Source organism: Streptomyces sp. ATCC 21386 (assembly GCF_018728545.1).
In the GTDB taxonomy this organism is placed as follows: domain Bacteria; phylum Actinomycetota; class Actinomycetes; order Streptomycetales; family Streptomycetaceae; genus Streptomyces.
In genome coordinates, this window is record NZ_JAAVVL010000001.1 from 1,280,981 (window position 1) to 1,305,255 (window position 24,275).

Annotated in this window: 20 protein-coding genes and 1 pseudogene; 12 read left to right on the forward strand and 9 right to left on the reverse strand. The window is 71.0% G+C overall.

The window, feature by feature from the left end; translation table 11 throughout:
* Nucleotides 1-53: 53 nt before the first annotated feature.
* Nucleotides 54-1,265: a pyridoxal phosphate-dependent aminotransferase gene (locus tag GWK25_RS05635; protein ID WP_215448759.1), complete on the reverse strand. Its 1,212-nt coding sequence runs from the start codon at nucleotides 1,263-1,265 to the stop codon at nucleotides 54-56.
* A gap of 281 nt (nucleotides 1,266-1,546) precedes the next feature.
* On the opposite strand from GWK25_RS05635, the gene GWK25_RS05640 reads away from it, so the two are divergent.
* Complete coding sequence (locus tag GWK25_RS05640; RefSeq protein ID WP_215448760.1) at nucleotides 1,547-2,059, forward strand: hypothetical protein; 513 nt, start codon at nucleotides 1,547-1,549, stop codon at nucleotides 2,057-2,059.
* A gap of 502 nt (nucleotides 2,060-2,561) precedes the next feature.
* Nucleotides 2,562-3,488, forward strand: a complete 927-nt coding sequence (locus GWK25_RS05645; protein ID WP_215448761.1) for a serine protease — start codon at nucleotides 2,562-2,564, stop codon at nucleotides 3,486-3,488.
* A 123-nt stretch (nucleotides 3,489-3,611) separates the two neighbouring features.
* Here GWK25_RS05645 and GWK25_RS05650 read toward each other — a convergent pair whose 3' ends face one another.
* Together GWK25_RS05650 and GWK25_RS05655 are read right to left on the reverse strand one after the other, a co-directional pair.
* A complete protein-coding gene (locus tag GWK25_RS05650; RefSeq protein ID WP_215457219.1) occupies nucleotides 3,612-5,234 on the reverse strand; it encodes an amidohydrolase family protein in 1,623 nt (540 codons plus the stop codon).
* 69 nt (nucleotides 5,235-5,303) lie between these two features.
* Complete coding sequence (locus GWK25_RS05655; RefSeq protein WP_215448762.1) at nucleotides 5,304-6,593, reverse strand: amino acid deaminase; 1,290 nt, start codon at nucleotides 6,591-6,593, stop codon at nucleotides 5,304-5,306.
* Nucleotides 6,594-6,738: 145 nt separating this feature from the next.
* Here GWK25_RS05655 and GWK25_RS05660 point away from each other — a divergent pair, with 145 nt between their 5' ends.
* From GWK25_RS05660 to GWK25_RS05675, 4 genes are all read left to right on the forward strand, one after another.
* Nucleotides 6,739-8,001 (forward strand): sugar kinase, encoded by a 1,263-nt coding sequence (locus GWK25_RS05660; RefSeq protein WP_308404174.1) that lies wholly within the window; start codon nucleotides 6,739-6,741, stop codon nucleotides 7,999-8,001.
* A complete protein-coding gene (locus tag GWK25_RS05665; RefSeq protein ID WP_215448763.1) occupies nucleotides 7,998-8,759 on the forward strand; it encodes an IclR family transcriptional regulator in 762 nt (253 codons plus the stop codon). The genes GWK25_RS05660 and GWK25_RS05665 overlap by 4 nt, the downstream gene beginning before the upstream one ends.
* A gap of 16 nt (nucleotides 8,760-8,775) precedes the next feature.
* Entirely contained in the window at nucleotides 8,776-9,186 is a 411-nt protein-coding gene (locus GWK25_RS05670) for a RidA family protein (protein WP_215448764.1), read from the forward strand.
* Between the two features lie 170 nt (nucleotides 9,187-9,356).
* The gene (locus tag GWK25_RS05675; RefSeq protein ID WP_215448765.1) at nucleotides 9,357-10,823 is read left to right on the forward strand and encodes a GntP family permease; all 1,467 of its coding nucleotides are present in this window, start codon (nucleotides 9,357-9,359) and stop codon (nucleotides 10,821-10,823) included.
* On the opposite strand, the pseudogene GWK25_RS44685 reads toward GWK25_RS05675, so the two are convergent.
* Nucleotides 10,820-11,571: pseudogene (locus GWK25_RS44685) on the reverse strand (zinc ribbon domain-containing protein). The gene GWK25_RS05675 and the pseudogene GWK25_RS44685 sit on opposite strands and share 4 nt — an antisense overlap.
* A gap of 307 nt (nucleotides 11,572-11,878) precedes the next feature.
* On the opposite strand from GWK25_RS44685, the gene GWK25_RS05685 reads away from it, so the two are divergent.
* Complete coding sequence (locus GWK25_RS05685) at nucleotides 11,879-12,484, forward strand: hypothetical protein (RefSeq protein ID WP_308404176.1); 606 nt, start codon at nucleotides 11,879-11,881, stop codon at nucleotides 12,482-12,484.
* 92 nt (nucleotides 12,485-12,576) lie between these two features.
* On the opposite strand, the gene GWK25_RS05690 is transcribed toward GWK25_RS05685, so the two are convergent.
* Nucleotides 12,577-13,953 (reverse strand): M14 family metallopeptidase, encoded by a 1,377-nt coding sequence (locus GWK25_RS05690; protein WP_215448767.1) that lies wholly within the window; start codon nucleotides 13,951-13,953, stop codon nucleotides 12,577-12,579.
* Between the two features lie 470 nt (nucleotides 13,954-14,423).
* Here GWK25_RS05690 and GWK25_RS05695 point away from each other — a divergent pair, with 470 nt between their 5' ends.
* On the forward strand, nucleotides 14,424-14,804 hold the full coding sequence (locus tag GWK25_RS05695; RefSeq protein ID WP_251828732.1) for an ATP-binding protein: 381 nt from the start codon (nucleotides 14,424-14,426) through the stop codon (nucleotides 14,802-14,804).
* Nucleotides 14,805-15,063: 259 nt separating this feature from the next.
* Nucleotides 15,064-16,386, forward strand: coding sequence for an Nramp family divalent metal transporter (locus tag GWK25_RS05700; protein ID WP_215448769.1), 1,323 nt, complete (start codon nucleotides 15,064-15,066; stop codon nucleotides 16,384-16,386).
* A gap of 10 nt (nucleotides 16,387-16,396) precedes the next feature.
* Here GWK25_RS05700 and GWK25_RS05705 read toward each other — a convergent pair whose 3' ends face one another.
* Both GWK25_RS05705 and GWK25_RS05710 read right to left on the reverse strand, forming a co-directional pair.
* Nucleotides 16,397-17,710 carry a hypothetical protein gene (locus tag GWK25_RS05705; RefSeq protein ID WP_215448770.1) on the reverse strand — a complete coding sequence of 438 codons (1,314 nt, stop codon included), beginning with the start codon at nucleotides 17,708-17,710 and terminating at the stop codon, nucleotides 16,397-16,399.
* A 71-nt stretch (nucleotides 17,711-17,781) separates the two neighbouring features.
* On the reverse strand, nucleotides 17,782-18,291 hold the full coding sequence (locus GWK25_RS05710) for a SigE family RNA polymerase sigma factor (RefSeq protein ID WP_215448771.1): 510 nt from the start codon (nucleotides 18,289-18,291) through the stop codon (nucleotides 17,782-17,784).
* A 135-nt stretch (nucleotides 18,292-18,426) separates the two neighbouring features.
* Here GWK25_RS05710 and GWK25_RS05715 point away from each other — a divergent pair, with 135 nt between their 5' ends.
* Entirely contained in the window at nucleotides 18,427-18,960 is a 534-nt protein-coding gene (locus tag GWK25_RS05715) for a hypothetical protein (RefSeq protein WP_215448772.1), read from the forward strand.
* A 14-nt stretch (nucleotides 18,961-18,974) separates the two neighbouring features.
* Here GWK25_RS05715 and GWK25_RS05720 read toward each other — a convergent pair whose 3' ends face one another.
* Together GWK25_RS05720 and GWK25_RS05725 are read right to left on the reverse strand one after the other, a co-directional pair.
* Nucleotides 18,975-20,105: an epoxide hydrolase family protein gene (locus tag GWK25_RS05720; RefSeq protein WP_215448773.1), complete on the reverse strand. Its 1,131-nt coding sequence runs from the start codon at nucleotides 20,103-20,105 to the stop codon at nucleotides 18,975-18,977.
* A gap of 262 nt (nucleotides 20,106-20,367) precedes the next feature.
* A complete protein-coding gene (locus GWK25_RS05725) occupies nucleotides 20,368-22,083 on the reverse strand; it encodes a chitinase (RefSeq protein ID WP_215448774.1) in 1,716 nt (571 codons plus the stop codon).
* 296 nt (nucleotides 22,084-22,379) lie between these two features.
* On the opposite strand from GWK25_RS05725, the gene GWK25_RS05730 reads away from it, so the two are divergent.
* Together GWK25_RS05730 and cpaB are read left to right on the forward strand one after the other, a co-directional pair.
* Nucleotides 22,380-23,282 (forward strand): hypothetical protein, encoded by a 903-nt coding sequence (locus GWK25_RS05730; RefSeq protein ID WP_215448775.1) that lies wholly within the window; start codon nucleotides 22,380-22,382, stop codon nucleotides 23,280-23,282.
* A gap of 112 nt (nucleotides 23,283-23,394) precedes the next feature.
* Complete coding sequence (gene cpaB, locus GWK25_RS05735; RefSeq protein ID WP_215448776.1) at nucleotides 23,395-24,111, forward strand: Flp pilus assembly protein CpaB; 717 nt, start codon at nucleotides 23,395-23,397, stop codon at nucleotides 24,109-24,111.
* Nucleotides 24,112-24,275: the final 164 nt, after the last annotated feature.

Consider the following 24,275-nt stretch of genomic DNA (forward strand, 5'->3'; position numbering starts at 1 on the left):
AGCGGCGTCCGAAAGCGCTGGAAGTCCCTGCTCGCCGTCCTCGGCGCGTGGTGTCAGGCCTGCCCGTACCCGTCCAGGAAGTTCCCGATCCGGGTGATCGCGGACCGCAGGTCACCCACCGTCGGCAGCGTCACGACCCGGAAGTGGTCGGGCTCGGCCCAGTTGAAGCCGGTGCCCTGCACGACCATGATCTTTTCCTGGCGGAGCAGGTCGAGGACCATCCGCCGGTCGTCCTTGATCTTGAAGACGTTCGGATCGAGGCGCGGGAACAGATACAGCGCCCCCTTCGGCTTCACGCACGAGACGCCCGGGATCTGCGTGAGCAACTCGTACGCGACGTCCCGCTGCTCCTTCAGTCGCCCGCCCGGCAGCACCAGGTCATTGATCGTCTGCCGCCCGCTGAGCGCGGCGACCACGCCGTGCTGCCCCGGCATGTTCGCGCACAGCCGCATGTTCGCGAGGATCGTCAGACCCTCGATGTAGGAGTCGGCGTGCGCGCGTGGCCCGGAGATCGACATCCAGCCCACCCGGTAGCCGGCCACTCGGTAAGCCTTCGACATGCCGTTGAAGGTGAGGGTCAGCAGGTCGGGGGCGACCGAGGCCGTCGGGGTGTGCGTGGCGCCGTCGTAGAGGATCTTGTCGTAGATCTCGTCCGAGCAGACCAGCAGGTTGTGGCGGCGGGCGATGTCCGTCAGGCCGCGCAGCATCGCCTCGTCGTACACCGCGCCCGTCGGGTTGTTCGGGTTGATGATGACGATCGCCTTGGTGCGGTCGGTGACCTTCCGCTCGACATCCGCGAGGTCCGGCATCCAGTCGGACTGCTCGTCGCAGCGGTAGTGCACGGCCGTACCGCCGGACAGGGAGACCGCCGCCGTCCACAGCGGATAGTCCGGGGACGGTACGAGGACCTCGTCGCCGTCGTCGAGGAGGCCCTGCATGGCCATCACGATCAGCTCGGAGACGCCGTTGCCGATGAAGACGTGCTCGACGTCCGTCTCGATGCCGAGGGTCTGGTTGTGCATGACCACGGCCCGGCGCGCCGCGAGCAGGCCCTTGGCGTCGCCGTACCCGTGGGCACTGGACACGTTCCGGAGGATGTCCTCCAGGATCTCGGGCGGGCACTCGAAGCCGAACGCCGCCGGGTTGCCCGTGTTCAGCTTGAGGATCCGATGCCCCGCCGCCTCAAGCCGCATCGCCTCCTCGAGCACCGGGCCCCGGATCTCGTAACAGACGTTGGCGAGCTTGGTCGACTGGATCACCTGCATGTCCGTGAGCTTACGGCCCGGTAACGCGTTGCGGGCCGTGTTTTCCACCACGTGGGACGGGTGCAATACCCCGAAATGCCCCGCCGCTGTTCCCGCGGCGCCCTCCTCTCTACAATCCGCGAGCAGGTCCGGCCGACCCCCCACCGCACGGCCGCCGACCGCACGGCACCTGGCCGTACGCCCGTGGACCTGGGCGTTCGGCCCATGACGCCTGGGCGTGCGGCTCACGACGACGAAGCGCGAGACGAAGGCAGTGGAACGCGATGAATGGGGTGGGCGGCGTGGACAGCGCGCACGGACCGGACCGGAACGAGGCCGACACCGGGACACCGCCGAACGTGTACCTCCCCGTCGGCGACCCCCGCTCCACGCCCGCGTACGAGGTCTTCGCGGACCCGGCGACGGCCCACGGCTGGCAGAACGCCTACGACGACACGATCCAGCTGGACGGCCTGGAGATCGTGCCGCTCGCCGACGCCCTCCCGGGTGAGATACGCGGGGGAGCCGGGGGCGGCACGGCACCGGGCGCGACCGGTGGTACGCCGTACGCGGAGGGCGCGTCGTACGGGGAGGGGGTCTCGTACGAGGAGGGCCTGGCGTACGGCGGTGGTGCGCCGCACGGGGAGGGCGCGCCCTACGAAGACCCCGCGCCGCACGCGCCGGGGAGCCCGGGGGCGGACGACGACGGGGCGTACGCCGGGACGGGCGGGCCGGAGGCCGTGGGGGACGGGGTCGGGCGGCGGGCGCGGCCGGCCGGCGGGCGAGGCCAGGGCGCGACGAAGGACCCCAGGTAACCAGGGGCCGCCACCGCCGACTGCCACCGCCGACCGCCGACCGCCACCGCCGACCCGACCGCCACCGCCGACCGCCACCGCCGACCGCCGACCGTCGGCCAGGCGGCGAACGCGCACTTGTCGGCCCGGCCCCGGATCACCCGGGGAACACGTACGCCCCCACCGGCACACCGACGTCTGCTGGTGAGGCCTCCGCCGGTCTGCGACTGGTCGGCCCTCGCCTCCTTCGGCCGCCCTGTTCCCGTGCATCTCTCTTCGCCGGTCGCCCTCTGCCGCCGAGCTTTCCCGCTCTGCTCGCGCCGGTCGACCGCCGTTCGTCGTCGGTGGTCCCCACCGGCCGGCCCCGGCCCCAACCCCCCACCCCCTGGCCGAAGATCACGCGGCCGGAACCAACTCCTTGCTCGTCCTCCACATCGCCCTCACAATGCGCATGACAAACTGCGGTGGCCGGAAGATCTTCTGCCACCACGCAGCCATATAGCTGTAGTGAGGGGACCCCCACATGAGAAAGCCTCTCGTTGCCTCGCTGTTCGCCCTGGTGATCACCGGGGCGGGCGCGGCACCGGCGGTCGCGGCGCCCGAACCGGCGGTACCCGGGAAGTCGGCGGACGCAGCCGTGAAGTCCGTGGTCGGCGATGTCGTCGACACGGCGAACAAGACCGTTGCCGGCCTCGCGGGCCCCGCCCCGGCGGCCCGGGCCGTCAACTTCGCCGGCACCGTCTCGCTCAGCAACTGTTCCGGCTCCGTCGTCCGGATGCCCGACTCCGAGGACAACGACCCGGCGCTGGTGATGACCAACGGCCACTGTCTGGAGGGCGGCTTCCCGACCCCCGGACAGGTCATCGTCGACCAGTCCTCCACCCGTACCTTCGGCCTGCTCAACTCCGCCGGCACCCGCGTCGGCACCCTGCGCGCCAGCAAGATCGCGTACGGCACGATGACCGACACGGACATGGCGGTGTACCAGCTCACCACCACGTACGCGCAGATCAAGAGCACGTACGGCATCGACGCGCTCGTCTACGACACCGCCCGCCCGGCGGCCGGCACCGACATCAGCGTCGTCTCCGGGTACTGGAAGCGGATCTACAGCTGCGACGTCGACGGGTTCGCTTACCGCCTGAAGGAGGGTGACTGGACCTGGAAGGACTCCATCCGTTACACCTCCGCCTGCAACACCATCGGCGGCACCTCCGGCTCCCCGGTCCTCGACGTCGCCACCAACAAGGTCGTCGGCGTCAACAACACGGGCAACGAGAGCGGCGAGCGCTGCACCGTCAACAACCCCTGCGAGGTCGACGCGAACGGCACCGTGACCGTCCGCCGGGGCATCAACTACGCCCAGCAGACCTGGCACGTCCCCGCCTGCTTCGGCGTGGACAACAAGCTCGACCTCTCGGCCGCGGGCTGCGTGCTCCCCAAGCCGTAGTGCTCCGCTCGGGGCCCGTCGAGACCGCCGTTGCCTCATCGGCCGTTGCTCGGCCGAGGGTCGGTGGGGCTTCTCGCGCAGTTCCCCGCGCCCCCGAGGGGGCGCGGGACGCCGATCACCCCGTCAGACGGCCCGCCGAACCGACCCGCCCGCCAGGACGTCCGTCCGTCGGCCGTCCTCGATGACGAAGCGGCCGTCGATCAGGACGTACGGGATGCCGGTGGGCAGCGTGCGGGGGGCCTCGTAGGTCGATCCTGCGGCCACGGTCGCCGGATCGAACAGGACCAGGTCGGCGCGGTACCCCTCGCGGACGAGTCCCCGGTCCGCGAGGCGCAGCCGCGCGGCGGGGCGTGAGGTGAGATGGGCGACGCACTCCTCCAGGGAGAGGACGCCCAACTCCCTCACGTACCGGCCGAGATAGTGGGGGAACGTCCCGTACGCGCGCGGATGCGGCTTGTCCCCGCGCAGGATGCCGTCGGAGCCGCCGGTGTGCACGCGGTGGCGCATGATGGCCCGTACGTTCTCCTCGTGCCCGACGTGCTGCAGGATCGTGGAACCGAGCCGGTCCTCGACCAGCAGCCGCCGGGCGGTCACCCAGGGCTCCTCGCCGCGCGCACCGGCCGACCGCGCGATCGTCCGGCCGACGTACGACGACAGCGCCGGGTCGGTGACGCCCGAGATCTCGATGGTGTCCCACTCGATGGGGACGCCGTGGCAGCCGTCCGAGCCGAGGACCTCCATGTGGTGCCGGATGCGCCCGGCCGTGTCGTCGTCCGCCAGCCGCGCCAGGATCGCCTCGGGGCCGCCCTCGCTCGCCCAGCTCGGCAGCATCGCGACGAGGGTCGTGCAGCCGGGGGTGTAGGGATAGGTGTCGAGGGAGATGTCCGCGCCGGTCGCGAGCGCCTTGTCCAGCAGCGCGAGGAGCTCCGGCGCCCGCCCCTCGTTCACACCGAAGTTCATGGTGGCGTGGGCCAGGTGCAGGGCGCAGCCGGCCTCTCGGGTCAGGGTGACCATCTCCTCGTACGCCTGGAGCGCGCCCGCCCCGTACGAGCGGTGGTGCGGACAGTAGTAGCCGCCGTACGACGCCACCACCCGGCACAGCTCGGTGAGTTCGGCGTCCTTCGCGTACATGCCGGGGGTGTACGTGAGCCCCGACGACATCCCGACCGCGCCCTCCCTGAGCCCCGCCGCCACCAACTCCCGCATGCGGTTGAGCTCTTCGGGCGTCGCCTCCCGGTCCTCCCAGCCCACGGCGAGCATCCGGACCGTCCCCTGCGGCACGAGGTACGCGGCGTTCACGGCGATCCCCTCGCCCCCGAAGCCGTGGTCGAGCCGGTCCAGGTACGCGCCGACCGAGCGCCAGGTGAAGTCGATGTCCTCGCCGTACCCGTTCCAGCCGGTGATCGCGCGGCGGACCTCCTCCAGGGTGCGGTCGTCGACGGGCGCGTACGACAGCCCGTCCTGGCCTATGACCTCCAGGGTCACCCCCTGGGCGGCCTTCGCGGTGTGCTCGGGGTCCCGCAGCAGCGCCAGGTCGCTGTGGGCGTGCATGTCGATGAAGCCGGGGGCGAGGACAAGGCCCTCGGCGTCGATCTCCCGCCGTGCCCGCGGCCGTTGGCACCCCGCCGCGGCCGCCTCCTTGACGATCGACGTGATCCGGCCGCCCGCCACGACCACGTCGGCGCGGTAGGACGCGTCGCCGGAGCCGTCCACGACCTCGGCGTCACGGAAGACCAGTTCGTCCATGCGCGCTACCCGTTCGTCCATGCGGGGCACCTTTCAGGGCTCGGCGGCCGGAGCCGGAAGCGGCCGGGGTCAGAAATACGTGCGGACGTAGTCCGTCACGGTCCCGTCCGCCTCCACCACCGGAATCAGCTTCCACTTGTCGAACGACGTGCACGGATGCGACAGCCCCAGTCCCACCCAGTCACCGACCTCCAGCTCCGCGCCGGACTCCGTGCGCAGCCACGCGTGCTGGTCCGACAGACCCGTCACCGTGATCCCGGCGGCCTCGCGGACCGCGCCCGTCCCCGCGTCCCGCACCACTTCCGCCGACGGCAGATCGAGGTCGTACGCGGCGTCGCGCTTGCCCGCGTTGACGAAGGCCTGCTCGGGGGTGGGGCGGGAGACGACCTGGGCCCAGAGCCGGAAGGCCGGCTCCAGGGCGCCCTCCTCGGGGATCCGGTTGAAGGGGGTGATCCGGCGGTAGTGCCCGGCGTCGTGCGAGACGTACGCGCCGGACCGCAGCAACTTCAGCACGGGCACGGACAGGTCGGGCAGCTCGGCGAAGACCTCGGCCACCGTGTCGAACCAGGCGCTGCCGCCCGCACTGACGATCACCTCGTCCAGGCCCGCGAACCGCCCCGCCTTGTCGAAGTCGACGGCCAGCGCGGTGAGCCGGCGCAGCCACGCCGCCACCCGCTCCGGGTTCGCGTCCGGTACCTCGCCCTCGTACCCGGCGACCCCGACCAGCCGCAGCGTGTCCGCCCCGGCCACCGCGTCCGCGACCACCGCGCACTCGGCCTCCGTGCGCACACCGGTCCGCGCGCCCTCGCCGGCGCCCAGCTCCACGACGACGTCCACGGGACGCGCCGGGCGCGCGGGGCCCCGTAGCGCCGCGTCCATCAGCTCCACGCCACGCACCGAGTCCACGTAGCAGACGAACCGGAAGTCCGGGTCGGCCGTCAGCTCGTCGGCGATCCAGCGCAGGGCGGCTCGGTCGACGAGTTCGTTGGCCAGGAAGACCCGCTCGATGCCGAACTCTCGGGCCACACGCACCTGGTGGGGCACGGCGAGGGTGATGCCCCAGGCGCCGTGCTCGATCTGCCGCCAGAAGAGCCGTGGCGCCATGGACGTCTTGCCGTGCGGGGCGAAGGCGAGGCCGTGGCGCGCGGAGTACGCCTCCATCAGCGCCAGGTTGTGCTCCAGGCGCTCGGCGGAGAGGGCGAGCACCGGGGTGGTGAAGCCGCCCGTGAACAGGTTCCGGCGCTGCGCGGTCAGCTCGGCCACCGTCAGGCCGTCGGCGTCCGGCGGAAGGCCCTTGAAGCGTTGGTCGACGCGCTCCCGCGCCAGCCGGCCCGTCACTTCGCCACTCTCGACACCCACGGGACCTCCCTGACCAGTTGCGTTGCAGCAGATGCAACACCCATTGCGTATGACGCTCACGGCTATCTAATATCCCAGCCAGCGCCGGGTCAACGGTGCCGCCCCGCCCCGGGGCCCGTCGACGCGACGAGGAGCCCTCACCATCGTGACCGCCGACGGACTCCGCACCCCCGACGCCGCCGCTCCCGACGTCGTCGATGTCGTCGCGCTCGGCGAGTCCATGGTCACCTTCCTGCCCACCCGCCCCGGGCGCCTCGCCGACGTGCCCTCCTTCGACCGGGCCATCGGCGGAGCGGAGTCCAACGTGGCCTGCATGCTGGCCGCCGCGGGCCACACGGCGCGCTGGGTCAGCCGGGTCGGAGCGGACGGCTTCGGCGACCACCTGGTGCAGGAGATCGGCTCCTACGGCGTCGACGTGTCGTCCGTGCGGCGCGACCCGGTACGGCCCACGGGCGTGTACTTCCGCACGGCCGGCGACCGCGCCACGGGCGCCCACGAAGTCGCCTACTACCGCGCCGGTTCGGCCGCCTCGGCGATGTCGACGCGGACGGTGGCCCTCACCGCCCTGCGCGCCGGTCGCGTCCTGCACCTCTCCGGCATCACGGCGGCCCTCTCCGACGACTGCCTGCGCCTGCTCCGCGCCCTGACGGCCCCGCGCCCCGCCCACCACCCCGTGGTCTCCTTCGACGTCAACCACCGCCCAGGCCTGTGGCGCGACACCGACGGCCCCCACGTCCTGCTCGAACTGGCACGCGGCGCCGACCTCGTGTTCGTCGGTGAGGACGAGGCGGAGGAAGCGTGGGGCGTCACGGGCGGCCCCACCGCCATCCGCGCCCTCCTCCCGGAGCCCTCCACCCTGGTGGTGAAACAGGGAGCCCACGGAGCCACCCTGTTCGCACGCACGCCCTCACCGGAGGATCAGCCGCGCGCGGACGGAAGGGGGCGTGCCGGGGGGTGTCCGCCCGCAGCGGCCGACGTCCACCACCGAGCACAACCCCACCCGACGGCGCCCGCCGGACCGAGGACGGAGACCCCCCGGCGCGCCCCCGACCCAGTCCCTTCCGAGGGCGAGCCCACGACGGCGCGCACCCGGCCACCCACGGACACGACCGCTTTCGTCCCCGCCCCCGCGGTCCGTGTCGCCGCGGCGGTCGGGGCCGGTGACGCCTTCGCCGCCGGGTTCCTCTCCGCCACGCTCCGCGGGCTCCCCGCCCGCGACCGCCTCCGGCACGGGCACCTCATGGCCGCCGCCGCCCTCACCGCCCCGGGCGACCTCGCCACCCCACCCCGGCGGGGCCACGCCGACCGCCTCGCCGCCCTGGACGACGACGCGTGGGGGAGACTTCGACTCGCCCCCGGCTGGACTGACGTACCGGACCGGGCCGAGGAGGAGGGACACACCCCATGAGCCAGACCGTCGACCGCGCGCTGAGCATCCTGCCGCTGCTCGCCGAAGGCCCCGCCGACCTCGGCCAGGTCGCCGACCGCCTGGGCGTCCACAAGTCCACGGCCCTGCGCCTCCTGCGCACCCTCCACGAACACGGCCTGGTCTACCGCCAGTCCGACCAGCGCTACCGCCTCGGCGCCCGTCTCTTCGCCCTCGCCCAGGAGGCCGTGGAGAACCTCGACATCCGCGAGATCGCCCACCCCCACCTGGTACGCCTCAACGAGCAGTGCGGCCACACCGTCCACCTCGCCGTCCACGAGGAGAACGAGGTCCTCTACATCGACAAGGTGGAGAGCCGCTACCCGGTCCGGATGTACTCGCGGATCGGCAAGCCGGTCGCCATCACGGTCGCCGCCGTCGCCAAGCTGTGCCTCGCCGACCTTTCCGAGGCCGAGCGCCGAGCCCTCGCGGAGAAGCTCGACTACCCCCTGTACACGTCCCGTTCGACCCCCAACGCCCCCGCCTTCCTCAAGGAGTTGGCGCGGGTCCGCGAACAGGGCTGGGCCACCGACCTCGGCGGCCACGAGGAGTCCATCAACTGCGTCGCCGCGCCCATCCGGGGCACCGACGGCCGGGTCGTCGCCGCGATGTCGGTCTCGGCGCCCAACGTCGTCGTCACCGCCGACGAACTCCTCACCCTGCTCCCGCTGGTCCGCCGCACCGCGGACGCGATCAGCAGCGAGTACTCCGGCAGAACCCCCACGTCAGCCCCCGTATGACGGACAAGGATCCCCGATGACCGACAAGATCGCCCTCACCCCGAAGACCCACACCGCACCCCCCGCGAAGTTCTCCCACGGTGTCCGGAAGGGCAACATCCTCCAGGTCGCGGGCCAGGTCGGCTTCCTCCCCGCCGTCGAGGGCGAGCCCCCCACCCCCGCCGGCCCCACCCTGCGCGAACAGACCCTCCAGACCCTCGCCAACGTCCGGGCGATCCTGGAAGAGGGCGGCGCCACCTGGGACGACGTGATGATGATCCGCGTCTACCTCACGGACGTGGACCACTTCGCCGAGATGAACGCGATCTACAACGAGTACTTCGCCCAGCACTTCACCACGGCCCCGGCCGCCCGTACGACGGTCTACGTCGGCCTCCCGGCGGGCCTCCTGATCGAGATCGACGCACTGGCGGTCCTGGACGCCTGAGTCCCGCCCCCGCGCCCGAAGGGCCGCAAGGCCCTGCAGGGGCGCGGGGAACTGCGCGAGCAACCCCACACAACCCGCACCCGGCCTCTCTTGCGATCCCCCCTGCCCAGAATCCGCATGCCCCCACCCAGTGGGCTCCCATCCAGAGGACCCCCACCCAGAGGACCCCCATGCCCGAAACACCCCCACACACCGGCGGCCTGCTCCTCCTCATGGACGGCACGGCCGGCCTCCTCACCGTCGCCGCCCTCGGCATAGCCCTCCTCCTCTTCCTCATCATCAGGACCAGACTCCAGCCCTTCGTCGCCCTCCTCGCCGTCTCCATAGCCGTCGGCCTCGCCGCGGGACTCTCCGTCACCGAACTCTTCGGCACCGTCCAGCGAAGCGACGCCGTCTCGACCATCGAGTCCGGCATGGGCGGCATCCTCGGCCACGTCGCGATCATCATCGGCCTGGGCACGATGCTCGGCGCGATCCTCGAAGTCAGCGGCGGTGCCGAAGTGTTGGCCTCCCGCCTCCTGAACCTCTTCGGCGAGAAACGCGCCCCGCTGGCGATGGGCCTGACCGGCCTGATCTTCGGCATCCCGGTCTTCTTCGACGTCGGCATCTTCGTCCTCGCCCCGATCGTCTACGCCGCCGCCAAGCGCTCGGGCAAGTCGATCCTGCTCTACTGCCTCCCGCTGCTCGCCGGCCTGTCGATGACCCACGCCTTCCTGCCCCCGCACCCGGGCCCGGTGGCAGCCGCGGGCCTCCTCCACGTGGACCTCGGCTGGGTCATCCTGATGGGCCTCGTCTGCGGCATCCCCGCCGTACTGGCCGCCTGGGCGTTCTCCGCGTGGATCGGCCGCCGTATCTTCGTCCCCGTACCCCAGGACATGGTCGAGGCCGCCGAGGAGTCCCGTCAGGCGGTGATCGACGAACAGCGCGCGGCGGGCGTGGTGCCCACGGAGCACCCGGTCCCGCTCACCACGGTCTTCCTCATCATCGGCACACCCCTCCTCCTCATCCTCGCCGCGACGTTCTCCTCGATCGCCCTGGACCCCTCCACGCTCCGCTCGGTGATCGAGTTCTTCGGCAACCCCTTCGTCGCGCTGACGATCGCCCTGCTCCTCGCGTATTACCTGCTCGGCATCCGCCGCGGCTGGTCCCGCAAGTCGCTGGAGACGGTGTCGACGTCCTCCCTCAAGCCGGTCGGCAACATCCTGCTGGTGGTCGGCGCGGGCGGCGTCTTCGGCGCCGTGCTGAAGGCGAGCGGCGTGGCGCAGGCACTGTCGGACACGTTCAACGACGTGGGCCTGCCCGTGATCGTCCTGTCCTACCTGCTCTCGGTGGTGCTCAGGGTCGCCCAGGGCTCGGCGACGGTGGCGATCGTGACCACGGCCGGCATCGTCGCGCCCCTCCTCGCCGGGGGCGACCACTCCCAGGCCTTCGTCGCCCTGGTCATCATGGCCATCTCGGCGGGCTCGATCTTCGCCTCGCACGTCAACGACGGCGGCTTCTGGATCGTCGCCAAGTACTTCGGCATCAGCGAACGCGACACCCTCAGGACCTGGACGGTCCTGGAGACGGTGCTGTCGCTGGCGGGTTTCGCGGTAGCGGCGGTATTGAGCGTGTTCGTGTCAACGACCGGGGGCTAAAGTCCCGGGCTTGCACAGCGGGCGCCACTGGCTGTGGTGCTGCGCTTGCGTCCGGTCCCGCCCCCGGATCTCGGGGGTGGGTCTGGGGCGGTTGACTGCGCCCCGCGTCGCCACAACTCTTCCGCGCGGGCGCGGATGTTGCGGGAGCCGTTGCGATCCGCGTGATCAACGAATCCGCAGGACCGGCACGCGAACCAGGCCTGGGAGACCCGGTTCGCTCTGTCGATATGGCCGCATTCGGCTCTTCAGCCGACGCCGGGCGGACGGGGTGTTCTTCTTCTGCGGCTTGGTGCGTAGCGTGCGTTCGCGCAGCCGTCCCGGTTGAGGTCGCGTCCGGCCATGATCTGACCGTCCGAGGTGGTGGCGATGTTCACGATCCCCAGGTCGATGCCGAGGAAACCGTCCGGATCCGCGTTCGGTTCGGCTTCGGGGATCTCGCAGGTGGCGTTCAGGAACGACATGCCGTCCCGGTACAGCAGGTCGGACTCGCCCTTGCGGTACAGGGCCAGCCGGGCCAGCTGCTCCGGAGAGACGGTGAACGCCACCCCCTTCACCCTCCCCGACAACGTCCAGAGGGAGACGGTCCGGTCGGCGATCTGCCCGCAGCGCGAAGTTCCGCTTCACATCCTTGGCGAATGCCACCTCGGACACCCAGGACGCCGCCTCGTTGCAGGCGTGCAGGGTCGCCTCAAGCGCCGCCGCCTGTATCGGGTGTCGGCAACAGCTTGACCTGCACCACCAGCTTCATGCCACCCGAACCTACACAGCCGCCCGCACATACAGACCGCTTCCGCACACCTGCCCCGCCATGCAGCGACCCACCGGCCGCACGTTCGACAGCGCCCCGGCTTCGCCAGACAGTCCTGCGGGCGCTCCGCGCCCCAACTCCCGACTCTGCGACGCTCCGCGTCGCCCCCACACACGATGCGATTCCTCCCAGACGTAAAGGCCCGGGGTTCCTCGCAAGAATTTCGCTGAACGCTGTGAAACCCAGATACGGACATATGCCTGGCCCGACTGTCCCCGACACAGGGTCGTCGACCATACTGCCCGCTGTGGAGCAGCGTATCGGTTCGAACAACCAGCCCCTGGCCGCCGCCGCGGTCGACCCGTCGCACATCCCCGGACTCACGGCCCCGGTGTCCGTGAAGAAGGAGAAGCAGGAGGAGCCGGAGGACATCAAGCCGACGGAGTCCGCCGAACCGGCGGAGACCGGTGAGGCGGACGAGGCTGCCCCGGCCCGGGACGAGCCGTCCACGTCCGGGAAGCCCTCGGCCGAAGCCGAGGCCGAGGCCGCAGCCGAAGAGGACGACGAAGCCGAGGGCGCCGCCGGCGAGGCCGCACCGGACGGCCCCGTCTTCGAGGCCGCCGACCGCCGCGCGAAGATCATCGCGGACGCCAGTGGCGTACGGCTGCGTCTGGACGACCAGGAGTGTGACTTCACCTGGGACGAGATCGGCGCGATCGAGACGGAGTCCCCCCGCTTCGGCAAGCGTTTCACCATCACGGTCCACACCCCCGACCGCCGCTGGTACTTCCTGGAGATCGAGGCCAAGGCCAAGTCGGAGCACGCGGCCTGGGAGAAGCAGATCGACGAGGTCCTCGACGCCTACTTCGACGACGGTTCCGACGAGGAGGAGCCCGAGGACGACGCCCCGTAAGGTGCGCGGGGAACTGCGCGACCAGCCACAACGGTCCCGCAGTTCCCCACTGACAGAAGTCCCCGAGCTCTCACCCGCTCAAGCGGCGCAGCCTAGGCGCAATACTGCGCTTCCTTGCCGATCGACCGGTACATGCAGTCCGAGTTCTCCAGCAGCTGCAACACCGCGTCCCGGTTCCGCGCGGTCTCCCGGGCGATGACCTCGTCGGGCGGATAGAACCCACCCCCCGACGCCGACCCCGGATACATCTCGAAGGTGTACCCGAAGATCTTCTGGTTGCCCCACAGCCAGTCGTCGATCGACCCGTCCGTGATGTAGAGGTCGCTGGACTGCTCGGGCGTGTACCCGTTGCTCGCGGCCATCTTCCCGCCGACCGTCGCGAACGCGTTGCGGTCGTCCGCCGTCATCCCGGTCGCCGTGTCCGCGGTCGTGTACCCGAACGGCCACAGCACCAGCTCGCTGTAGGTGTGGAAGTCGATACCGGTCTTGATCTGCTGGACCCCGCCGACGACCCGGCTGCGCACGAAGTTGGCGACGACCTTCACCTCGGGCGCCGACTCGGCGGCCGTACCCCGGTAGGTGTCCGAGGACGTGGACCCGGACGAGCCGCCACAGCAGCCCCAGCGGTAGTTCCAGTTGCGGTTGAGGTCGGTGCCGACGGCCGACGAACCGCTGTTGGGCTGCCGGTTCTTGCGCCACGAGCGGTACGAGCCGGTGGCGACGTCGTACTCGCCGCCGTCCGGGTTGATGTCCGGGATGATCCAGATCTCGCGGTTGTTCACCATGTTGGTGACTCGGGAGTCGGTCCCGTAGTCCGAGGTCAGCTCGTTGAGCAGGTAGAGCGCCATCTCGACGGTGAGGTGCTCACGGGCGTGCTGGTGGTGGGTGAACAGCACCTCGGGCTCGGCCTCGTCCGTGCCGACATTGTCGCTGATCTTGATCGCGACGATGTTCCGGCCCTGGTACGAGGTGCCGATGACCCGCTGGCTGGCGATCGAACTGTTCGCCGCGACCACGGAGTTGATCTCGTTCGTCATCTCCGCGTAGTTGTGGTAGCGGGAGTCGGCGGACGGGAAGTCGAAGAGCCGTACGTCGTCCTCGCCGTTCGACCGGTCCGGGGCGGCGCCGAGCGGGGTGATCTCGTAGCCCTGCTGCTTCAGCTTCTTGATCTGGTCCGCGCGTCCGGAGACGAACACCGAGTGGTCGTCGGCGTCGTCCACGGTCACCCCGGCCTGCTGCAGTGCCGTGCGGGACTTGCTGTCCGAGTGCATGTGGACCTCGTACTGACGGATGTCGTCGGCCGAGGCCTTCGGCCGCTCGGCGCTGGTCGCCGTCGCGTCCGTGGTGGTCGCGGCGACCGGGGCCGCGAGGGCCAGCGCCAGCAGGGTGGCGAGGGCGGCGGTGCGGCGACCGGATCTTCTGCCGGTGCCGTCGGGCGTGGCCGCCCTGCCGCGTATGCGGAGTCGCATCGAGTCTCCTTGTTTCTCCAGGAATTCCGGGGTCTCCGGAAGTGGGGAGTGGAGCGGGGGGTGGATCCTTGCGACGTGCCTCGGGTCCGGCCGGTGACCGTGGGGGTGCCCGGCCGGGCCCTGGTGCGGGTGTGGCGCTCATGGTGCGGGTCTGGCATGACCAGGTCAAGAGTGGGCTGGTGCGGGCAGGGGGCGAGATGGCCGGAACAGGGGCGAACGGGCCGGGAGTTCAGGTCGCGCGTAAGCCGTACACAACCGCGTACACGCCCATCAGCCGCGTAGGTCCCCAATTGCGGACGTACCCGGGCGGGAAACAGGTATATGCAGGGCCGGAAACGGGTAGTCCTCCCCGTGTGCCGCGTACGCGTGGCGGCAACCCTGGAAGCATGCTGCAACTCTCCGGGGGTCTCCTTCCGGATTCCGGCCCCCATTTCGCCTCGTACCCCCAACCCCCCATGGGTGCGGGCCACTTGAGTGTCGAGTACGACCCCCGTCCCACCGTCGCCGCACAGGCCCGCGCGCAGGTGCGCAGGCAGCTGGAGGGATGGGGTCTGCTCGACCAGACCGACACGGCGGAGCTGTTGGTGAGCGAACTGGTCACCAACGCGCTGGTGCACGCGGAGAGCCGACTGAAGCTGACCCTGTCGGCCGCCCACGGAGTACTGCGCTGCGAGGTGTCGGACACGGACGGCCGCCCGCCCCGGGTGCGCCGGGTGACGGAGATATCGGAGAGCGGCCGGGGGATGTTCCTGGTGGACGCGCTGGCCGGGCGCTGGGGCTGCCGGCAGGACGGCTCGGGCAAGACCGTGTGGTTCGAACTCGGCACGTGCGGGGCGGACGGCTGCGTGTAGCTCCGCCGGGTCGAGCGGTTCGACGGGGCCGGCGGCTTCGGTGACATCCGGCACCGAAGCCACCGGCCACCGGCCACCGGCCACCGGCCACCGGCCACCGGCCACCGGCCACCGGCCACCGGCCACCGGCCACCGGCCGCTGAGGTCGTCGGTCGTCAGCGGCGTCGTCGTGGCTGGTCGCGCAGTTCCCCGCGCCCCTTCGGGGGCGTCGGTGCGGGCCCTCTTGCCCGATGCGGCCCCTTGGGGTTTCTTGACCCTCATGGCGGACACCACGGGAAACCCCACCGATACACCCGCAACATCCGACACCAACCCCCCACCCCGTAGATCCAGTTGGAAGTACATCGGCCCCGGCATCGTCGTCGCGGCGACCGGTGTCGGCGCCGGCGACCTGGTCGCGACCCTGATCGCCGGCAGCAACTTCGGCTACACCCTGCTGTGGGCCGCCGTCATCGGCTGCCTCGTCAAGATCTCCCTGGCCGAGGCGGCGGGCCGCTGGCACCTGTCCACCGGCCGCACCCTCTTCGACGGCTGGGCCAGCCTCGGCCGCTGGACGACGTGGTTCTTCGTCGTCTACGTCGTGATCTGGGGCTTCGTCTACGGCGCCGCCGCGATGTCCTCCAGCGCCCTGCCCCTGCAGGCGCTGTTCCCGGACGTGATGGACCTCAAGTGGTGGGCCGTGCTGTGCGGCCTGAGCGGCCTGGTCTTCGTCTGGTTCAACAAGTACGAGGTCTTCGAGAAGGTCATGACGGTCCTGGTGGGCGTCATGTTCCTGGTCACGGTCTACCTGGCGATCCGCGTCGCCCCCAACCTCGGCGACGCGTTCGCCGGGCTGCTGCCCGTCCTGCCCGACGAGAAGGACTCGATCCTCAACACCCTCGGCCTGATCGGCGGCGTCGGCGGCACGATCACGCTGGCCGCGTACGGCTACTGGGTCAACGCCAAGGGCTGGACGAACACCGGCTGGATGAAGGTCATGCGCCTGGACAACCGGGTCGCCTACATCACGACCGGCATCTTCGTGATCTCGATGCTCTTCGTCGGCGCCGAACTGCTGCACTCCGCGAACATCGCCATCGCCTCCGGCGACAAGGGCCTCATCCAGCTCGGTGACATCCTGGCCGAGGAGTACGGCACGGCCACCGCCAAGTTCTTCCTGATCGGCTTCTTCGCCACCTCGTACACCTCCCTCATCGGCGTCTGGCACGGCGTGAGCCTGATGTTCGCGGACTTCGTGGCGCGCTTCCGCAGGAAGGAGTCGGTGACGGGCGAGGAGGTCGCCTCAGGCCGGCACGAGAAGTCCTGGCCGTTCCGCGCCTACCTGCTCTGGCTCACCTTCCCGCCCATCGTCCTGCTCTTCCAGGGCCAGCCGTTCCGCCTGATCATCCTCTACGGCGTCCTCGGCGCGGCCTTCCTGCCGTTCCTCGCCGCCACCCTCCTCTGGCTCCTCAACTCCTCCCGCACACCCCGGGAATGGCGCAACGGCATCGTCAGCAACGGCATGCTGGCCGTCGCGGGCCTGCTGTTCCTCGTCCTGGCCGTGAAGCAGATCTGGGACCAGCCGTGGGCCGACTTCTTCTGACGCCGGGCCGTCAGCCGAGCGACTTCCACCGCTCGCTGGTGGCGATCTCCCTCAGCTGAGCCATGGTGAGCGCGGGGGTCTGACGGGTCGCGGCGGTGTGCTGGGCGCCGGAGTTGAAGGCGCTGACCACGACCCGCAGCCCGTCCGTGCGGAGCGTGTCCACGGTCCACATGACGACCCCCTCGCCGCCCTTCTCCCCGGGCTGCTTCCTCTCGACGACCTTCGTGCCGTCGGGCAGGGTCTCGGCGTCCGTGCCGAACAGCGAGTCCGCGAGATCCGCCATGCCCGGCTGGGCGTTGACCTGCACCAGGCTCCGCCCCTTGCCGTCGTCGAGGACGACGTACGCGAAGTCCGACACCTGGCTGTCCTCGCCGACGACATCGACGCCGTCGGGAAGGAGGCTGACGAGGGTCCTGCGAATGGCCTCGCCCTCGACGACCGGGGCATCGAGGGACCCGCCCCCGGGGGGAACCGTCGACGACTCCTCCTTCTCCCCCTGGTCCTCCTGGTTCTCCTGCGGGCCGCCCTTCTCGGGCTTCTCCGTGATCGCGTCGGCGACGGCCTGCCAGCCCGGATCCCTGACGATCGCCTTCAACGCGGCAAGGGACAGCGGCGGTTCGGCACGGGTGACCGGAGCGTCCTTCTGCGCCGCGGCGTTCCACTCCATGACGCTGACCTCGTACCCCGCCGGGTCGACCAACTGGGCGTACCAGTGCTTGGTGTCCACCCGGCGGTCCGGGTACTCGTAGCCCTGGAAGAGCATCAGCCGCGCGCCGCCCGGCAGGGTGCTCTCCTCGCAGGAGTCGTACGCGACGGACGTCTTGTCCGGGCATTCGGTCAGCTGACGGGCGTACTCGCTGTCGGGCTCGACCCGCCCGAGCGCCAGCTGGACGGCCGCCCTGCCCTTGCCGTCGTCGTACACGACCTGGGCGTACGGCGGTCCGTCCGCGCTCGTGCCCCGCGCGGACTCCCCGCGGAACTTCCCGTCCGGCAGCAGCTCCTTGAGCATGCGGACCAGTTCCGCGCCGGACACCGCGCCGTCGTCGTCGCTGACTCCCGGCTCGGTGGACCGGTCCGCCGCCACGGACTGCCTCCCGCCGCCGTCGCCGGCTCCCGGCAGCAGCAGTGCCCCGCCCACCCCGACGAGCGCGATCCCGGCGACCCCGCCCAGCATCGCCGCCCGCCGGCGGAACAGCAGCCTGCGGCCCCGTACGGCTCCTGCGCCGACCATCGCCTGGTGATCGGTCTCGTAGGCATCGCCGACCCGGCGCAGGGCGTCACCGAGCCTGCCCTCGAAGAGGTCTTCGTGCTGTTCCTGGGGCATGACGAACCGCCGTTTCTGCGAGGTGGGTGTGCTGGTGTCGGTGGGTGCGGGGCGCGACGTTCGGGGTCCGCTCAGGGCGTGGCGTACTCGCCGACGGTGTCGCCGAGCAGGGCGCGCAGCCGTGCCAGCGCGCGGACGCACCGGGTGCGCACCGCGGCCGAGCTGGCGTTCATCGCCGCGGCGGTCTCCTCGACGGACCGGTCCTCCCAGTAGCGCAGGACGATCACGGCCCGGTCCTTGGGCGGCAGTTGGGCCAGCGCCTCGACGAGAGTGAGCCGCAGGGACGTGTCGACGCCCGGCGCGGCGGGCCCGTCCGGGAACACGTCGGTGGCCCGCTCACGGCTGCTGCGCCGCCGTTGATGGGCGAGGAACGTCCTGGTCAGCACGGTCTGGGCATAGCCGGCCGGGTTGTCCGCCCGACGCACCCGCCCCCACTTCACGTACAACCGGCCGAGCGTCTCCTGCACCAGGTCCTCGGCGAGATGGGTGTCCCCACCGGTGAGCAGACACGCGGACCGGTACAGATGGCCCGCACGCGCCGTCGCGAACTCCTGGTATCCGTCCGCGCGGACTGGTCTCATGCGTGGCTCCCCCTGAACGGACTCGCGTTGTCGCCTCTCACTCCCTTGATGCGGTGGCCCCCGGGGAATGTTTCACCCGAGGGCGAGAGATACGGTGCGGTACGAGTCACACCAACGGGGCAGAGGACACACACCATGGACCAGCCGGGACAGGGGCACCAGCCGCCACCGCCGCCGCAGCAGCCGGGGACGCCACCGGGCGGCGGGCAGGGCTTCGGCCCCCCGCCCCCGCCGTACGCGCCCCCGCCCGCGCCTCCCGGCCCGCCGTACGCGCCCCCGCCGCAGCCTTACGCCCAAGTACCCCAGCCGTACGGCCAGGCCCCGCAGCCGTACGGCCAGGCCCCGCAGCCGTACGCCCAGGCGCCGCAGCCGTACGGCCAGCCGCAGCAGGGCCCGGAGTTCCTGGCCGTCGACCGGCACAATTCCGTCGTCGTCGACGTCAACGGGGTCGCCTTCGAGGACCACGGTGTCTCCGTCGACTTCTCGTGGTCCGAGATCCGCAGCGTCCACTACAAGGCGAGCGGCAACGGCAAGGCCCTGATGGTCGCCGTCATCCACCTCGACGGCGGCTTCTTCGAGTGCTCGGTGGAGGCCAGGCCCCGCGAACGCCTGCACCAGTGGTTCCCCCACCTCGCCCAGGTGCTCGGCCACTACCGCCCGATGGGCTGATCCCCTCCCGCGCCTCAGCGCAGGGAGGCGAAGAACCCCCGTACGTCCGACGCCAGCAGGTCCGGCTCCTCCAGGGCCGCGAAGTGGCCGCCGCGGTCGAACTCCGTCCACCGTACGACGGTGTTGACCTGCTCGGCCCAGTGACGGATCGCCACGTCCTCCCCGAAGTTGGCCACCGCGGTCGGCACCCCGGAGGTCGCCGTCGGGAACCAGTCCGGGACATGGCTGTTCTCGTAGTACATCCGGGCCGCCGAACCGGCCGTGCCGGTCAGCCAGTACAGCATCACGTTGGTGAGCAGGGTGTCCCGGCCGACCGCGTCCTCCGGCAGCGCGGCCGAGGAGTGCGTCCACGCCTGGAACTTCTCCGCGATCCAGGCGAGCTGACCGACGGGGGAGTCCGTGAGGCCGTACGACAGTGTCTGCGGACGGGTCGACTGCAGGGCGTTGTAGCCGAAGCCGTCCGTGGTGAACTCGGCGATGCTCGCCAGGCTCCGCAGCTCCCGCTCGTCGAGCCCCTTCCGCTCGTCCTCGTCCACCGGGCCGAGCGGGATGAACCCAATCGACGCGGCGTTCACATGGACCCCGACCACCGCCTCCGGGGCGACGCGGGCCAGCGCGGGGGAGACCAGCGCGCCCAGGTCGCCGCCCTGGGCGCCGTAGCGCTCGTAGCCGAGCCGGCGCATCAGCTCCGCCCAGGCGCGGGCGACCCGGGAGACGTTCCAGCCCTTCTCCCGGGTGGGCCCGGAGAACCCGAATCCGGGGATGGAGGGGATCACCAGATGGAAGTCGCTCAGCAGGTCGATCACGCCGAGGAACTCCACGATCGAGCCCGGCCAGCCGTGCGTGAGGATCAGCGGCAGCGCGTCCGGCCGGGCGGAGCGGACGTGCAGGAAGTGCACCCGCGCGCCGTCGATCTCGGTGACGTACTGCGGGATCTCGTTGAGGGCGGCCTCGTGCTCGCGCCAGTCGTAGGTGTCGCGCCAGTACGTGGCGAGGTCGCGGAGGTACGGCAGGGAGGTGCCGTACGCCCAGCCCGCGTCCGGGAGTTCGTCGGGCCAGCGGGTGAGGTCCAGGCGGGTGTGCAGATCGTCCAGCTGGGCCTGAGGGATGTCGATCCGGTGGCTGCGCACGCTGTTGTCTGTCATGAGTCCAGGGTGGGAAGGCTCGCGGACAGCATGTGTCCGCGAGGGCGGGCGGTCTGCTCTCACCTGTGCCGAGCCCCGGTCGGCGGGAGCACGACCGGCCGCCGACCGGGCCACCGATGCTCACGTACCCTCCCGCGCCGGACAAGCCTTTCGAATCTGCTCGAAAGGGGTTGACCGACGGGCCCGGCACGGACGGGTCCCGCAACGGACGGGCCCTGCCGGGGGGACACGCCCCGGCAGGGCCCCGGGCATCCCTGCTCGCCTACGGCAGTCCGTGCACGTGCGGACCCACGGCGCTGGACCACGCGTTGCCCGCCGTGGCGTCCCAGTTGGTGGACCAGGTCATCGCGCCCCGCAGGTCGGGGTACGTCCTGGGCGGCCGGAAGGAGCCGCAGCCGGTGCCCCGGGCGAGACAGTCGAGGGCGTTGTTCACCACCGTCGGCGACACGTACCCGCTGCCCGCGCCCCGTGTCGAGGCCGGCAGCCCCAGCCCCACCTGGGAGGGGGCGAGCCCGTTCTCCAGCTGGATGCAGGCGAGGGCGGTGAGGAAGTCCACCGACCCCTGGCTGTAGACCTTGCCGTCGCAGCCCAGCATGGAACCGCTGTTGTAGTACTGCATGTTGACGACGGTCAGGATGTCCTTGATGTTCAGCGCGGTCCGGAAGTACGCGTTCGACGTCGACTGCATGTCGATGGTCTGCGGCGCCATCGTGATGACCAGCGAGGGGCCGGCCTTCGCCGACAGCGACCGCAGGGCCTGGGTCATGTACGTCGCGTTCAGCCCGTTCTCCAGGTCGATGTCGACGCCGTCGAAGCCGTACGTCCGCATCAGGGAGTGCACCGAGTCCGCGAAGTTCGCCGCGGAGGCCGCGTCGTTGACGGCCACGGTGCCGCGCTCGCCGCCGACCGACACGATGACCTTCTTGCCGGCCGCCTGCTTGGCCCGGACGTCCGCCTTGAACTGGTCGACGGTGTAGCCGCCGAGCCCCGCCGAGTCGAGGGTGAAGTCGACCGCGCCCGGGGTGGCGGTGGCGTCCGCGAAGGCCACGGCGATGATGTCGTACTGCGCCTGGACATCGGCGAGCCGCTGCACCGCCGCGCCGTTGTCGAAGTTCTGCCAGTAACCGGTCACCGCGTGCTTCGGGACGCCGGTGCCGCCGCCCGGAGCCGCCGTCGTCGTCCCCGTCACCGTCGCCGAACGCGCCGACTCGCCGGCCGCGTTCGTCGCCGTGACCTGGAACGAGTACGAAGTGGAGGCCGCCAGTCCCGTCACCGTGGCCGAGGTCCCGGTCACCGACTGGACCCTCGTGCCGCCCCGGTAGACCTGGTAGCCGGTGGCGCCCGGCACCGCGTTCCAGGCCAGGGAGACCGAGGAGGACGTCGAGCCCGACACCGTCACCCCGGACGGGGCGGACGGGATCGTGGGCGGCTGGTCGCCGCCGCCCCCGCCGTCGGGACCGAAGACGGACACGTCGTCGACGTAGTACGCGGCCTGCCCGTACCAGCCGTGCGTGTGGACCGTCACCGAGGTGGTCGAGGCGCCGGTGGTGAAGGTGGTCGACAGCTGCTTCCAGGCTGTCGAGTCGGGCGTCCAGGTCGAGACGTCGGTCGTCCCGGTCCCGGTCGCGCCCAGATACGCGTACCCGCCGCGCACCCAGGCGCTGAGCGTGTACGTCGCGTTGGGCTTCACCGCCACGGCCTGGGTGCAGCGGGCGTTGTCCTGCCCGGCCGGGGTGGCCCGCAGCGCGGCCGCGCCGCCGTGCACCGGGGAGGAGACCGTGGTGCCGCTGCCCGCCGAGCAGTTCCAGTCGCTGAGCCCCGACTCGAATCCGGCGTTCCTGGCGTTGTTGATGTCCGCGGCGGACGCCTGTCCGGCGCCGGCGAGCGAGAACCCGAGGGCGAGGGAGACGGCGACGACTCCCGACCGGAGCCGGGTCCGCCCCGGCGCCCGTCCGCCCTCGCGCCCCGGCGCGTTCATCCGTGTGCGTAGGTGTCTTCTGTGTCTGAACATACTCGTAAGTTGGTCCAGACCAATAGAGTTGTCAATACTCCAGCGCGAGGCCCGTTCACCCGTTCGTGGAGCCCAACACCCCCGCTCGCCTGCCGAGTTGAGGCATATGCGTCTCACTCTGTGTGGATACGGCCCCACCCGGCGTGAGTTGATCAAGGAGATTCAGTGTTGATCGGGCCATGCCGTGGATATGGTGCTGATGCAAGACGATGCGGGAGGGACGTCGACGCGGACGTCACTCCCCACAGGGGCCGTCCGAGGCGGTGGTCGACCACTCCGCCGAAGTGAACGGGGTGGTGTGCAGCGTGCCGACCGCGATAGCCGTCACCAGTTCCGACCTGGTGCTCCCACCGCACGACCGGCAGACCCCGCCCGCAGTCGTACAGCCGCAGGAGACCCTCGAAGAGTCCCTGTACGGCATGCACGCGCTCATCGAGCAGCACGGCTACGTCATCGCCCTCCACTCGTCCTCCGACGCGGCTGCCGTCACCCGGCGGCTGCACACGGTCCGTTCGGTGCTGGAGAGCGACCGCATCGCCCTGCTCGGCGTGGACCTGCCCCCGCTCGGCGTCGCCCTGCTCGCCCAGCAGCTGCGGCAGCTGTCCGTGTGCGACTTCAGCCCCGGAGTGCTCGCCTCCTCCGTGCGCCTCCTCGCGCACTACATCTACGCCGGCGCGCACCTCGGTTCCGTCGCCAAGCTCGACCGGGTGCCGGTCACACTGAAGTCGCACGCCAAGTCCTGGCTGCCGGGCGCCCAGTTCGCCGTCCTGGCCAACCCGCGACCCCAGCTGGTCCGCCTCCACACCGCCGAAGAGGAGCCCCTCGCGGGACCCGAGTTCGCCACCCGGCTGCTCGTCGCGCAGGGACCGCAGCCGCCCTCCGACTGGGTCACCGGGACGCTCGCCCCGGCCTGGCAGGTGCAGGGGTCCCTGCCGGTGCCGCTGCCCGAGGGCTCCGTGCGCTGGTGGGGGACCGGCAAGCTCGTCGAGTTCGCCGCCGGCCTCAGTGACGTCTCCGTGCTCTACCAGCTCGTGTCGTCCGTGCGCCGCGAGACCTGCCACTGGTGCGGCCTCGAACTCATCGGCGACCGCTGCGGGTTCTGCGCGGCCCCGCTGCGAGAGCCCGAACCGCCGCCCGTGCGCGCGCTGCCCCGAGGGGGCACATGACCGCCGTACGCCGACCCCCCGGCCCGCAGGGCCGTACGACCCGTCCGTCACCGCCCCGACCGAGCGGCAGGCCCGCTCACGTGCCCGGCACGCCCCCACGAGGTGAGATGTAGTGAACTCGCGCCAGCGCCGCGGCGTCATCCTGCTGGTCCTCTCGGCCCTGTGCGCCCTGGCCGCCTTCGCCGGGGTGCTCTCGGTGATCCGTGACGTGAACGCGAAGGTCGGGCCCGAGGTGACCGCGTACCGGCTGAAGAGCGACATCGCGCCCTACAAGGAGCTGACGGCGGGCCAGTTCGAGAAGATCTCGATGCCGGAGCGGTGGCTGTCCGGCACGGCCGTCACCGATCTCGCGGAGATCCGCGGCAAGATCGCCGTCACCCAGCTGAGCAAGGGCTCCCTGCTCCAGTCGGACATGATCGTCGACCGGCCCGAACTCGAAGCGGGGCAACAGGAGATCGCCATCCTGATCGACGCCTCCACCGGGGTCGCCGGCAAGATCAACCCGGGGTCGCTGGTCAACATCTACGCCACGTTCGAGGAGAAGGACAGCGACTCGGGCAAGGACACCTCCAAGCTCATGGTCGCCGACGCCCGGGTTCTCGACGTCGGCAAGCTGACCCCGCTCGAACCGGGCCAGTCCAGCAGCGACCGCCGGCGCACGGCGACCGAGGCCGTCCCGATCACCTTCGCGCTCGACACCGCCGACGCCCAGCGCGTCGCCTTCGCCGAGTCGTTCGCCGAGCACGTCCGTCTCGCCCTCGTCGGGGGCGGCGAGGCCACCGTCGTCGTACCGGACGACCGTTCGTACACCCTCGACGAGGACAAGTAGGAGGCCCCGCGATGAGGTCGGTCCGGAACGTCTGTACGAGGGCACCTCGAACGGGGGTACGTCGAATGCGCCTGCGGATGGGCATGCCGAGGCTGGGCATGCTCACGGGGGTACGGCACACCGGGCCGTGGGCGACGAGCGGGTCGAGGGCCCCCGGTGCGCCG